This is a genomic window from Brucella tritici (assembly GCF_902825325.1).
Classification (GTDB): Bacteria; Pseudomonadota; Alphaproteobacteria; order Rhizobiales; family Rhizobiaceae; genus Brucella.
Window position 1 is genome coordinate 1 of record NZ_CADEAR010000036.1, and the last position, 12,516, is coordinate 12,516.

Below are 12,516 nucleotides of genomic sequence, written 5' to 3' on the forward strand. Positions count from 1 at the left end.
ATTCGCATTCGCCTCACTCAATTATGCGCACTGACGCTCACATAGCTCAGCAGAAGTGAAAATTTTGCGACACAGCCTCCTGATCTGCTATTTATCGATTTTTCTGCGGTCCACATTAAGGAGATGCAGCGTATTTACGAATGCTGTTCTGTGTATTAGGAGAAAGATCTTCGACGGTAGCAGGCTGGACCACACACCGAGCGAACGAGGATCGAGTAACATCGAGCCATCCTCAAGCCATATCTCACTATAATTCCCGGCCGACCGGACTCCAACTATGTTCTCCGGTTCCACACCACGTATAACACCGTGGTTTCGGAGATAGACAAGCGGCGCAGACCCCTCCGGTGCAATCTTCGATTCAAGCTTGCAACTGGTTGCGTATTTTACCTGACCAATGAGGTTCGCGCACTGAAACAAGGCCTCGATTTCGCTTGGAGACCAAGCCTTGTTGGCGATAGTCGTGTCAAAGCCAATAATGCCACACAATCTGCCGTCTGACATAACCGGAACGCTGAGGACACTTTTATTGCCTTGTCGGAGGAATTCAACCTGAATGGTGCGTGCCGTACGCGGCAAGGCGGCTACGTCGTGAACGGCCACTGCTTGACCGAGAACCAGAAATTTGTGCAGCCAGCCAATCAGTGTGGTTGGAGTTTCTTGCAGTTCTGAAATGTAGGCTTTTGTTTGTCCCCGGCACCATTCATGAGTGTTACAAAAACGAAGCAAGCCGGGGCGGTATTCAATCATCCAGGCCCTGTCCACGCCCGAAGCAATTCCCATCAGGGCCAGCTGTTTTGATATAGCTTCATCGACCGGATATTTAAGCAGGTTCATACCGCAAAGATACGCCCACTCCAAAGGTTCGTTGCGCACATCGTCAGGCTTTGTATGTATATAATAGGAGCGCTTGTCCTCCGATATTTCAGCATCTAACATGACATCCCCTGCGCCTAACCCGAAGCCGGATCAAATAACCATAAACAATTTGGCTTTCGAGAATAAAGCCCTGAGACTGAGCCCAATTCAATACTGTTTCCTTGGTTCGGTCTAACTGGCTCCGCAAGCCTTCTGTCATCATCATCTTGAAAGCGCCAGATTACCAAATTCGATACATGATTTGATTACTAAAAGCAGGTCAAAGAGGGTAAGTCGCTCAATACATGGTCAATATTGTTCAGCAAGTTTGGTGCAGCTTATGTTATGCGTTTTGGTTGCGTAGTTTTTGAGGTTGCTGGTACAAACCATTTGTAGAAAGAATCGTGCATGTGATTACGTTAATAACTGGCAATCATAGACTAGTCTGTTACTGGCTTTCGTTTCTCGCGAAATCTGTTGATCACCTTTTTAGTAAACCTTCTACAACGTCAGAACCGAATGCTTCTCTTAACGCTGCAACTCCATTTTTGGGCAGTCTAGATAGGCCACTGACGATGCCCGCTTTCCACGCATCACCGCGCTCCCATGCTTCCTCCCAAGCATCGCTAAGCTCATTGCCGTGGCGCGTTTTCACGAGAGCTTCGAAGAGCAAAGCAGCCTGCGTTAGATCTTTGTCGGCCTTCAAGCGCCCCAACATGTCATTGAGTCTTCGAGAGGACACAATCAGCTTGTGGATTGCATACCTCTCGGGAGCAGGAACGAGAACGTTTATGCCTTCGCGGAAAAGAAGTACCGTGCGGATAGGCTCATAGATCAGGTAGTCGAGGAACCGCAAATTCTCTGCCGACGCGCCGCCGAGGGCGGGCATGGGCGACGGTTTGCCTGTGTATTCTTCCGATCCCCGATTCCCGGTCAGGAACTCCACCCGATAGCCTTTGGCGTTCACGAAGGCGACGACCTTGGCCTTATCGGCCTGGTGCGGAACCGCTCGGAATTCAGGATCGACTGACCGGAGGATTTCGAGGATTGGCGGGAGACTATCTTGGACGCCAGCCGATATTGCGAAGTCCTGGGCGAAGTCGGCGTCGCCTGTCTGCATCGCCGCAGAGGGAAGCCGGACACCGAGCAATCCAGCATAGGTGCTGAATGCCACCGACCCAATCAAGACGGCGCGCAGCCGGAACAACCCAGCGTCGGCTAAGGCTTTCGTGACGTCACCAGCGAAGGGATCAGGACCGGGAAGGCCGGCGCGTCGCAGCGTGCTAACCATGCGTCTACGCTCGCGGATGTTGTCCTTGATCTCTTTGTGGGCTCTTACCCGCTTGGTGATCGCTTCGTCGCTGGCGGGACCGACGTAGCTTCGTTTGTCTTTGCCCTCGGGAGTGGGGAGATCGAAATACCAATAATCGCGATCTTTGACGGTCACCGTCACAAACCATCCTTCTAAAGGGAAGTCTGTTACGAATTGTGCATCCATTGTCCGCTGCGCCAACTCCGCAAACATCGTTCTATAGCTAATGTCGATCTCTTTCATTCTTGGCCTTTCGAATGAGTTGGTCGTACCAGAGGCGAGCTGAACTATATAGTTATAAGTTCCTGCCAGAACCTCATAGCCAATCTCACCGTTATAAGCTACCGCCAAAACCTTATAACGAATTGACCGCAAATAAAAGCCTAGGAAATGGGGCCGAAGATGTAGTTGTTGATTTTCGCTAAGAACTGATGGAGTGGATGCCCCCTCCCGACGGCATCGCAATATGCCATAGTGATGTTTGCAGCAACGTCACTCAGAGGAGAGAGCATCCATGAAGGAAGTTAGCATTGTCGGCCTTGATCTTGCAAAGCGTGTATTTCAAGTCCATGCGGTCAGTGCCGATGGCGGTTTTGTTCTCCGCAAGAAATTATCTCGCGTCCATGTAATGGCTTTCTTTCAGAGGCTTCCGAGTTGCACCGTTGCGATGGAAGCATGTGCCACCGCCCATTATTGGGCTCGTGAAATTGGCAAGCTCGGCCATGAAGTTCGGCTGTTGCCGCCTGCTTATGTGAAGCCGTTCGTGAAACGCCAAAAGAATGATGCGGCGGACGCTGAAGCTATTGTAGAGGCAGCCATCCGGCCCTCAATGCGTTTCGTTGCACCAAAGACAGAGAAGCAGCAGGCTGCTTGCATGGTTTTTCGGACGCGCGATTTGTTCGTCCGTCAGCGCACGCAGCTCATCAATGCTCTTCGTGCCCACTTGGCTGAACATGGTGTTATTGCACCCCAGGGAATTGCGAACCTCGCTGCTTTGATAGGGATCGTTGACCATGATAATAACGGTCTCAAGCGCGTGGTCGTAGAGACTGCCCGACTTTATCTTGAGCAGATTGATCTGCTTAGCTCCCGCATTGGCAATCTTGAGAAAGCAATCAAGTCAGAAGCTCGACAATCCGATAACACTGCGCGCTTGATGTCTATGCCTGGAATGGGCCCTATCACTGCCATGGCCATTGAAGCCTTTGCTCCTACTATGACAGCGTTTCGAAAAGGACGAGATTTTGCGGCATGGCTCGGTCTGGTGCCAAGACAGCACTCGAGTGGCGGCAAACAGGTACTGGGCAGAACGTCAAAAATGGGACAGCGTGACATTCGGCGGCTTTTAATTATCGGTGCAATGACAGTAATCAGATGGGCGTGCCGTAAAGCACCGCCAGAGAACTCGTGGCTTGGGAAAATGTTATCACGCAAGCCGCGTATGCTCGTCGCCATTGCACTTGCAAATAAAATGGCGCGCAGCGTCTGGGCGATGATGACAAAGAATGAGGAATTTAAAGTTTCCGCTCTCGCCTCTGCACAAGCAAAGATAGCAGTGTTGTAGCGAGATCGGATCGTCGGCGTGTGAGGAGATCAGCGAACGGTAAGGACAGAGATTGGAAAGACGGACTGGAAATGCAACCGGGTCAGTGAGCCTCGAGCTCGTAGAACTGATTTTGCGCCAGCTCCGCTTAGCTCCATACCGGCCAGTAGTCATAAAAGGACTACAGTAAAGGCCTGATACATGACCGCATCCAATCACACGTTGAAACCGCTCGAAGAAAAGCCTTGCATGAACGGGGGCATCCATACATGACCCGGTGGGGGTGCGGATCTGGTAAAGTTGGCACTTCGAAAGTGTGAACAGATATTCCATTGCAATCGTTCGCCCAAATCCCGTTTGTCCAGGTCCGGTCGAATCTGACTTCACAGATATTGAGGCCCACCGTATTAGCTGTGAACCGGGTGTTCCTCAGCAAGGTATCGATGGCATGAGACTGATTTTAATGGTGATCCTTCCTGTTTTCGCATCGCCTGCCTTCGCAGTCATGGATCCAGGGCTGCCACCTTGGTACTGCCGACCATTTAGCGCCTGCGATGGAACAGGCAAATGCACGTCTATCGAAATATCTCTGCCGATGGGTTTCAAGCTTCGTCGGGAAGGAACAGAACGGGACCGATTTGTCCTGGAAGGATTGTACGGTCAAAAGTCCGCGGCAACCATGTTCAGGACACTGGAAGAGGCGCGAAAGAATGTCGAGGCCGCCCGTTCGGGGGACCGGATCGGCGTCATTCTGGTTCCCAACGACCTGATCTCGGATAATCATGGTTTTTGGATGTATACCGCCAGACGCGGCATGGAGGGATACTCCCTCCAGGGTGAGCATCTGGCGATCGCTTGTGGTCGGCTACCTCGAGAGTGAGGAGATGGAAGCTGGCGTGCGAGATCGAAACTATTAAGCGAGATTATCGCTCAGATGCAAAACCGCCGCTTCGCGTTTTCAATCCAGACGTTAGCGTTACATGCACACGCTTCCCAAAACGGTCGTAACGCTTATCATGCCTTCAACGACCATTAAGGGGTGGACATCTGACAGTCCACTTCGGAGATGGTAGCTACCCAAAGCTGCAAGAAATTTCCCGGAGATCATCCTACCGATGAAGAATATTTTTGTGATAACGCACACTCAATCTTGTCATCATTTGGAAGGCAAGGTCGGCGGTTGGTATGACACGAGCCTTACTGCCGATGGCCTCCGAGATGCAGGCGCAACGGGGGATCGGCTCGCCAAGATTGTGGGAGATCGGAAAGTTGAAGTATTCAGTTCCGACCTATTGCGCGCATCACAAACTGCCAGCGCTATCGCCGAACACTTCGGTGGGACGGTAATCGTTTCACCTGATCTGCGCGAGATCAGTTACGGCGAAGCGGAAGGAAAACCGCAGGCCTGGCTGGACGAGCGTTACATACCAGCACCTGACGACAACCGGATGGACCATCAAGTGGGCATAGTCGGTGCCGAAACACGACGGCAAGCAGCAGAGCGTATCTATCGAGCTGTTGATAAGATTGTGGCGCGTCCAGAGGAAACGCAGATCATCGTCACGCACGGCTTTACACTAACGCTGGTTATCTGCGCGTGGATGAAGCTACCTATGGATGCAATCGGGTTTGCAAGCTTTCCAGCGGGATCGGGGAGCATCACGCATTTGGAACAGGACGACTTTTGGCGGAACCGCGCCATCCGCAGTCTTGCGGACAGATCGCATCTATATCGAGCGCCGAGCTAGGTAGTCCCACTCCATCAGCAGCCAAGCTTCGCCAAGCAACAACAATGACCGATTTCACAAAGGTATGCCGAGCCCGCGAACATCCACAATTAAGTCGAAAGTTGCTGGTCAGTAACCCGCCTTCAATCCAGACGTTAGCGTTACGCTTTCCAAAGCGGTCGTACCGCTTATCATGCCTTCAACGACCGTTAAAGAGTGGCAAGCGGACTGTCTTCGTTAGGGCGTTTTTGGTTAGATGTGGTCCTTGTCTGAACGACGATGACGAACTAGGAGCGAGTATGTCTTCTCTTTCAGCTTATAACTCGGGAATTGCGGAATGGCGCGGAGCCTTCGAGAACGCGGAGGTCAACGCGCTCCACGCGAAATGCTTTGAACACCGGGAGTTGGCCGACGATTGGTGGGCTCAAGTCAATCATTTCGGCCTCGGATGGGTTTGCATTCGTCGATCAGCAAAGTTGATCGGGTTCGTGAATGTGGCGTGGGATGGGGGAGTGCACGCCTTTATTCTGGACACCATGGTCGATCCCGCTTTCCAGCGCCAAGGAATTGCGAAGGCCCTGATCGAGGAAGCTGTCGTCCATGCAAGGGTGGCCGACTACGAATGGCTGCATGTAGACTTCGATCCACATCTCATGCCGTTCTATTTCGACGCCTGTGGCTTCAAGCCGACGAACGTTGGCCTGATCGCATTGAAATAGGAGGTCAGCTTTTGGAATCGACAGTGCTTCATATCGGCGGCGGGCACGAGGGTCGCTAACCGCCGGACCGTTTAGCGCCTTCATATCGGTGATTGGTCGCAAGCGACGAGAAATCCAAAAACCGCCAGTCCGCTGAAGTATTACGAACGTCGGATATGGGTGGGAATGGACCGGCGGTTTCTGGTTACAACTTTATGCTAACCGGGATTTTGTTACGCGCAACAACTAGCCCAGGAAATGTCAATGCAAGGCAGGAAGATCGTTATTACAGGTGCTGGCCGAGGTCTTGGTCGGGCTCTCGCAATCGCGGTTGCGTCACATGGGGCCATTCCGATTCTTCTTGGACGCTCTGCAGACATGTTGCAGGAAGTTGGTGACGTCATTATTCGTAACGGCGGACCGCAAAGCGATTGTTTTGTCTGTGACCTATCCGAACCCCAATCCATCCTCAACGCGGGGAACCAGATCGCGGCGTTGCATCCCGATATCGACATATTGGTCAACAACGGCGCGCACTTCACATCTGGATCCCTAGAAAATCAAACCGACGAGCAGATCATGTCCGTGGTGAACTCGGCAGTTACTGGCACCATGATCCTGACCCGACGGCTAATACCTTTACTCAAGGCTCGAAAGCACGCAGATATCCATAACATCGTTTCGATGTCGGGTTTGCCGTACGCGAGATTTGTCGGGGCCTCGCTGCCCTTCAGGGCAGCAAAAGCCGCACAAGATGGTTTCACGCAAGGGTTGGTCGAGGAACTGGCAGGAACTTCCGTGCGTATCACGTCGATCTATCCAGGCCTTATTGAGGACGTTTCACCGACCACGGCGGAATGGCACAGAACACGTGGGGCAGACGAAGGCATATCGAATAGAGAGGTGGTTGAAACGATTATCTACGCACTGTCCGCACCTGCAAACGTGTCACTACGACAAATCATTATCGAGCGGACCCGTTCAGACTTTCTCTTGTAGCTTGCTTACCTGCACACTTGCAATTTTCGCGTCTCGACCTTTGGGAGTTAACTGTTTCGAGCCATTTCGAACTCTGAGCCAATGCCTGCAATCAAGTTCGCAATCGGGCTCAGATGTCTGTCCAGTTCCATCGCGGCTTTTTCCTCGGCGACCACCGAAAATCGACCGCTTCGGGCCTCAAAGCTGCCGTTCGTTAGCGCCTCGAGATTTGCGCTTCCGCTCAGAAGCTAGAAACTCACACTGAGTTTCGCATTGAATCCGTTCTGTTTGGCACCGGATGCAAACTGACCGTTATAGGAGATATCGAGCGTGGCGCCCTCGGTTAGCCTGAAATCAAGCCCTGCTTCAATACGGGCTGCATCTTCGGCGATTGGCAGGCCTGAAACTGTGAAGGCGTCCGAGCCGATGAAGCTTGCTGTGGAAATCGGCGTGATATCGCCATAGGCATGTCGCCAGCCAAGATCGGTTCGTGCCGTTGCCGTGATGCTGCCCAGAGCAAATTCTGTCGAGGCGCGGAACCCGAGCGTCGAGAAGCTGGTATCCGTCGTGCCTGACTGAACCGCAAGGGCTGCTGCAGTCTGGCCCTTTTCATCAAAGGCATCGGTCTTCAGGCGAACATAGGCAAGACCCGCATAAGGCTCGAACAGCGCTTTGCCATAGTGGATCTTATAGCCAAGCTCGCCGAAGACCTGGAAACTAGCCGCATCGTAATCACCGGTCAGATTATCGGTAAAGCCGGGGAAGGCGACAGAACGATTCATGTCGACATCATACCATGTATAGGCAAGGCCGGACCGGAATGCCAAGGCATGGCCATCGTTAAGCGTCCATTCTGTCCCTGCGTAGGCACCGAGCGTGTAATTATCGCTGCTGCCTGATGAGGCACGATCACCCACATCAAAACTGGAATGGCTATAACCTGCCAGAAGGCCAAGACGCCATGTATCGAGGACTGCACCATCAATACCGGTGACGAAGCCGCCAACAGATGATTTTAACGCTCCCGCACTGCCATCGCTATCCTGTCTCGTCCATGCGCCATAGGCATAGCCCCAGGCGGTATAGAGATTTTGCTCTAGAGCAATGCTGGCTGGAGCCACAGTATCAATGGCAGAGGTGTTGTCACGTTAAGTTTCTCTGGCCGGAAAGGCCAGGGGCTCGTAGATATTCAGGCGAAACAGGCCGCAATTTTCCATGCATCGAAAGCTTCGAGGCGATGGTAGCGAATTGTGTGTGCGGCTCGGCGACGAGATGGAACAGAGAAACAATTGCGGGTCGCTGAGTGCATGGAGACGAACCGTTGCAACGCTCCAGGTGACCGATGACCTTGCATGGTTCGCTCCCGTTTCCTAAACGGCAGATGGCTATTTTCGGCCCGATTATTGAGGCCCTTGTGCGACCAATGGTCAAGGCCGGGTGCCACTTCTGCCTTTGCTGCACCGTAGGAGCGGAGCTTATCGGTGATGATCCGTTTGGGAGCAAAGCCATAGCGCTTCATTAACGCCACAAGCAATCGCTTTGCCGCCCTTTTATCACGCCGCTTCTGCAAGATTTCTTCGAGAACGGAGCCATGTTGATCCACCGCACGCCAAAGCCAGAATTTTTCTCCAGCGCATTTGACGACCACTTCGTCCAAATACCAAACATCGCCGGGGCGCGCCTGACGCCGCCGCAAGTTGCGTGTGATCTGGGGGCCGAACTTGGCGATCCAACGACGAACTGTCTCGTATGATACGTCGATTCCACGCTCAAGCAGCATTTCTTCAACTTCACGCAGACTAAGGTTGAACCGCAGATAAAGCCACACCGCATGAGCAACGATCTGTGGCGGAAAACGGTGACGCTTGAAGATGATATCTGATGTCTGCATCGCCAAAATTTACGCCCAAACCGTCAGGCAGGCAACTGCAGCCCAGTTAACGTGACAACACCATCCGTGCCATTGGCGACAAGCACGCCGATCTTTCTGCCCTTGAAGCTGCCGGTTCCGTTCTCAATAATGCTGAGCGCGGGAGACGGAGCAAGATCGTCACGCACGGGCACCATCGCGTCCGCAGCCTTCGGCATCTTGCGGATGCCGAGCTTGCCGGCGACCGTTTCCGCAAGATTAGCATCGATATTCAGCAGATGAGATACAACACGCTCGCGGATCACCGGTGCTTCCACCTTCGACAGTTCGAAGGTCAGCGCCATGGCGATATGTTTTTGCTCCACAGCGGTCTGGCTCAGATAGAACTGCCTCGCCTGGCTGTAATGATCGGCGAAGCTCTTCGGTCTAAGGCGAACTTTCTGTCCGTCTTCCTGCGCTGCAAACGACCGGAACCCGCGCCTGGGGTCGGGCCTCGGCCCTTCGCCCCAAGAATTAGGCTGGTAATTTGCCCGTCCGACAGGATTGCGCATCGCCATATGGCCATCCTGCTGGAGATGGTGGAACGGACACTTCGGCGCATTGATCGGGATATGCGTGAAATTGGGGCTGCCCAGTCTTTTCAACTGCGTGTCGAGATAGGAGAAATTGCGCCCCTGAAGCAGCGGGTCATTGGAGAAATCGATGCCGGGGGGAACGTTCTGCGTCATGAACGCGACCTGTTCAGTCTCGGCAAAGAAATTATCCGGCATCCGATCCAGCACCAGCCGTCCGACCGGTATTGGCTTGATGACTTCTTCCGGAATCAGCTTCGTCGGGTCGAGCACATCGAAATCGAAACTGTCCGCGAAGTCCTGATCGAAGAGCTGCACGCACAGTTCCCATTCCGGAAAGTCGCCAGCTTGTATCGCAGTCCACAGATCGCGCCTGTGAAAGTCCGGATCCGCACCGTTGATTTTCACCGCCTCGTTCCAGACAACCGATTGGAGGCCGAGTTTCGGCTTCCAGATGAATTTGACGAAAGTCGACTTGTCCTTGTCGTTCAGGAAACGGAACGTATGAACACCAAACCCCTCCATGAAGCGGAAGGAGCGCGGGATGGCGCGATCCGACATGACCCACATGATCATGTGCATGGATTCCGGCGTCAGGCTGATGAAGTCCCAGAAATTGTCATGGGCTGACTGGGCCTGCGGAAAAGCCCGGTCAGGCTCCTCCTTGACGGCATGGACCATATCCGGAAACCGGATGGCGTCCTGGATGAAGAACACGGGAATGTTGTTGCCGACAATATCCCAGTTGCCTTCCTTGGTGTATATCTTGACGGCGAAGCCGCGCACATCTCGGGCAAGGTCGAACGAACCCTTCGAACCGGCGACCGTGGAAAAACGGACGAAGACTGGCGTCTTCTCGCCAACCCGTTGGAAAATGTCTGCGCGCGTATATTCGCTGAGTGACTTTGTCGTCTCGAAATAGCCATGCGCACCGTAGCCCCGCGCATGAACCACGCGTTCGGGAATACGCTCATGGTCGAAGTGAAAGATTTTTTCCCGGAAATGAAAATCCTCAATCAGCGTCGGACCGCGCGCGCCGACCTTGAGCGTATTGAGGTCATCCGAAACCGGCCCACCTTGGGCGGTGGTCATGACCGGCGTCTTGTCCTCGGCGAGTTGATGAAGGTCTCCGCTTCGGCCTGCGTCGAGCTTCTGATCATGAAGCGTGAGCGACTTCCGTCCATTTGTGGCCTTGTTGCTGGCTGACATGGCTGGCTCCGATTCTTTCGCGATTTATGTTCAAATGAAAAGGGTGCCGAGTGGCACCCTTAGCTCATGATCACGCTGCTTTGGCGGGTTGGTTAGCTGACGCATCCGCAAGTTTCGTCAGATCACTGTCCGTCTTGGATTCTTCCTGCAGCGTCTGGTCGAGTAGTTTTGCAGCATCGGTCATGCCAAGCTCCGTCGCCCACCGCTTCAATGTCCCATAACGGGTGATTTCGTAATGTTCGACCGCCTGTGCAGACGAGATCAGGCCGGCGTCTAACGCCGCGGTATCCTTGAATTCCTCCATGATCTCCTCGCCTTCGGCGATAATTCCCTCGATCGCATCGCAAGTCTTGCCTCTTGCTGTCTTGCCCATGATTTCGAACACTTGGACTAGTCGCTCGACGTGGCCTTCAGTCTGTTCACGGTGCTTTTCGAAAGCCGTTTTCAAATCTTCAGAGTGCGCTGCACGCTTCATTCTTGGCAGGGCCTTGAGAATTTTACGTTCAGCGTAATACATGTTCTTGAGAGTATCGTGGAATAAGTCTTCGAGATTTTTTTCCTTGGCCATAATTCATCTCCTCTTATGAATTGGTTACCACAAATCGCCAGTAAAGTTCCGGCAGTAAGTGATCAATGGCTGATGAGACAGGCAGGAAACTGCGTCTCTGCCTCCTCGTTTAACGCCGTGTCGAAATTTAAGTTCCCGGCCGGACGGCCACAGTTTCTATTCCGACAGAAGCGTTCGACGAGATATCTGCGACTGATTTGTGGGAACTCCTATCTTGCGCAGGCGCCAGCCCCTTCCCATCTGACGGAATGTCAACTGTTTTCAAAAAATCCGATCCGCATCATGCGGAATAAAATCTCGCAGACGCAGTTTCCCACGTGGCGATAACACCCGCCAAGCGCCAGAAACTCATTTAACACCGGGACATGGCGCAGCCCTGCCGAGCTCGTCCCTCGGCAGGGCAATTTATTCATTATCCGCACAAGACGCCCTTTGCTGACGGGGTGATAGCGCCTGCGGCAAGATGATTCATGATGCTGTAATGGTTGGGAAAACGGCCGCTTTTATGCTCTACTCAGCCTCATGGATTTACCGCTTCACGATCTGCCGGATGACGTTGACGCACTGAAAGCCATGGTGCTCGCGATGGCACGTGAGCAGGCTGAAAAGGAAGCCCGGTTGAAGGCTGCTGAAGCTGAGATTGCCCGGCTGGAGGCAGTAGAGAAGAGCGCCAACGAACGGATCGCCAACCTGACATCCATCATGAAGGTTTTGCAGCGCACCCAGCACGGCCGGCGCTCTGAACGATTACGCCTTGGTGTTAGCGATGAACAGGTATCGTTTGCTTTCGAGGAAGTGGAAACCGGTCTTGCGGTGATCCAGAGCGAACTTGACGATGTGGCCAGGGGCAAGCCGAAACGGGCATCACTTCCGCGCAAGGGCTTTGCCGCTCATCTCGAACGTATTGAGGAAGTCATCGAACCGGAGATTCCAGCTGGTTGCGAGGGGCTGGAAAAGGTCCTGATCGGCGAGGATCGCTCGGAACGCCTGGACGTCGTGCCCCCGAAGTTCCGGGTCATCGTGACACGCCGCCCCAAATATGTTGGGGTGGACGGCCCCCGAACGGCATCAAAAAGTGCCAGATTGAGTCGTTGGATCTCAAACGGTGTTGTCACGTTAAGTTTCTCTGGCCGGAAAGGCCAGGGGCTCGTAGATATTCAGGCGAAACAGGCCGCAATTTT

At 53.3% G+C, this 12,516-nt stretch carries 11 protein-coding genes and 1 pseudogene; 6 read left to right on the forward strand and 6 right to left on the reverse strand.

Translation table 11 applies throughout. The features are described from left to right. Positions 1 to 87 precede the first annotated feature (87 nt). Positions 88 to 939: a GAF domain-containing protein gene (locus tag HWX93_RS21775; RefSeq protein WP_176038697.1), complete on the reverse strand. Its 852-nt coding sequence runs from the start codon at positions 937 to 939 to the stop codon at positions 88 to 90. A gap of 400 nt (positions 940 to 1,339) precedes the next feature. After that, on the reverse strand, positions 1,340 to 2,413 hold the full coding sequence (locus HWX93_RS21780) for a GSU2403 family nucleotidyltransferase fold protein (RefSeq protein WP_176038698.1): 1,074 nt from the start codon (positions 2,411 to 2,413) through the stop codon (positions 1,340 to 1,342). Between the two features lie 271 nt (positions 2,414 to 2,684). Here HWX93_RS21780 and HWX93_RS21785 point away from each other — a divergent pair, with 271 nt between their 5' ends. The 5 genes from HWX93_RS21785 to HWX93_RS21805 all read left to right on the forward strand — a co-directional run bounded on the left by HWX93_RS21785 (position 2,685) and on the right by HWX93_RS21805 (position 7,137). Then, complete coding sequence (locus HWX93_RS21785; RefSeq protein WP_176038699.1) at positions 2,685 to 3,734, forward strand: IS110 family transposase; 1,050 nt, start codon at positions 2,685 to 2,687, stop codon at positions 3,732 to 3,734. A 427-nt stretch (positions 3,735 to 4,161) separates the two neighbouring features. After that, complete coding sequence (locus HWX93_RS21790; RefSeq protein ID WP_176038700.1) at positions 4,162 to 4,593, forward strand: hypothetical protein; 432 nt, start codon at positions 4,162 to 4,164, stop codon at positions 4,591 to 4,593. A gap of 235 nt (positions 4,594 to 4,828) precedes the next feature. Beyond that, entirely contained in the window at positions 4,829 to 5,461 is a 633-nt protein-coding gene (locus HWX93_RS21795) for a histidine phosphatase family protein (RefSeq protein WP_176038701.1), read from the forward strand. 278 nt (positions 5,462 to 5,739) lie between these two features. Then, positions 5,740 to 6,159, forward strand: a complete 420-nt coding sequence (locus HWX93_RS23095; RefSeq protein WP_176038702.1) for a GNAT family N-acetyltransferase — start codon at positions 5,740 to 5,742, stop codon at positions 6,157 to 6,159. A 243-nt stretch (positions 6,160 to 6,402) separates the two neighbouring features. Next, the gene (locus tag HWX93_RS21805; protein WP_176038703.1) at positions 6,403 to 7,137 is read left to right on the forward strand and encodes an SDR family oxidoreductase; all 735 of its coding nucleotides are present in this window, start codon (positions 6,403 to 6,405) and stop codon (positions 7,135 to 7,137) included. A gap of 227 nt (positions 7,138 to 7,364) precedes the next feature. Here the strand turns inward: HWX93_RS21805 and HWX93_RS21810 are convergent, their stop codons facing one another. The 4 genes and pseudogenes from HWX93_RS21810 to HWX93_RS21825 form a co-directional block, all read right to left on the reverse strand. After that, positions 7,365 to 8,237 carry an autotransporter outer membrane beta-barrel domain-containing protein gene (locus HWX93_RS21810; RefSeq protein WP_235969185.1) on the reverse strand — a complete coding sequence of 291 codons (873 nt, stop codon included), beginning with the start codon at positions 8,235 to 8,237 and terminating at the stop codon, positions 7,365 to 7,367. Positions 8,238 to 8,305: 68 nt separating this feature from the next. Then, entirely contained in the window at positions 8,306 to 9,007 is a 702-nt protein-coding gene (locus HWX93_RS21815) for an IS6 family transposase (RefSeq protein ID WP_109365644.1), read from the reverse strand. 62 nt (positions 9,008 to 9,069) lie between these two features. After that, a pseudogene (locus HWX93_RS21820) lies at positions 9,070 to 10,767 on the reverse strand (catalase); the annotation flags it as partial. Positions 10,768 to 10,837: 70 nt separating this feature from the next. After that, entirely contained in the window at positions 10,838 to 11,335 is a 498-nt protein-coding gene (locus HWX93_RS21825) for a ferritin-like domain-containing protein (protein WP_176038704.1), read from the reverse strand. Between the two features lie 522 nt (positions 11,336 to 11,857). Here HWX93_RS21825 and HWX93_RS21830 point away from each other — a divergent pair. Continuing rightward, positions 11,858 to 12,516 (forward strand): IS66 family transposase zinc-finger binding domain-containing protein (locus HWX93_RS21830; RefSeq protein WP_235969186.1); only part of this gene is annotated, 659 nt, incomplete at its 3' end.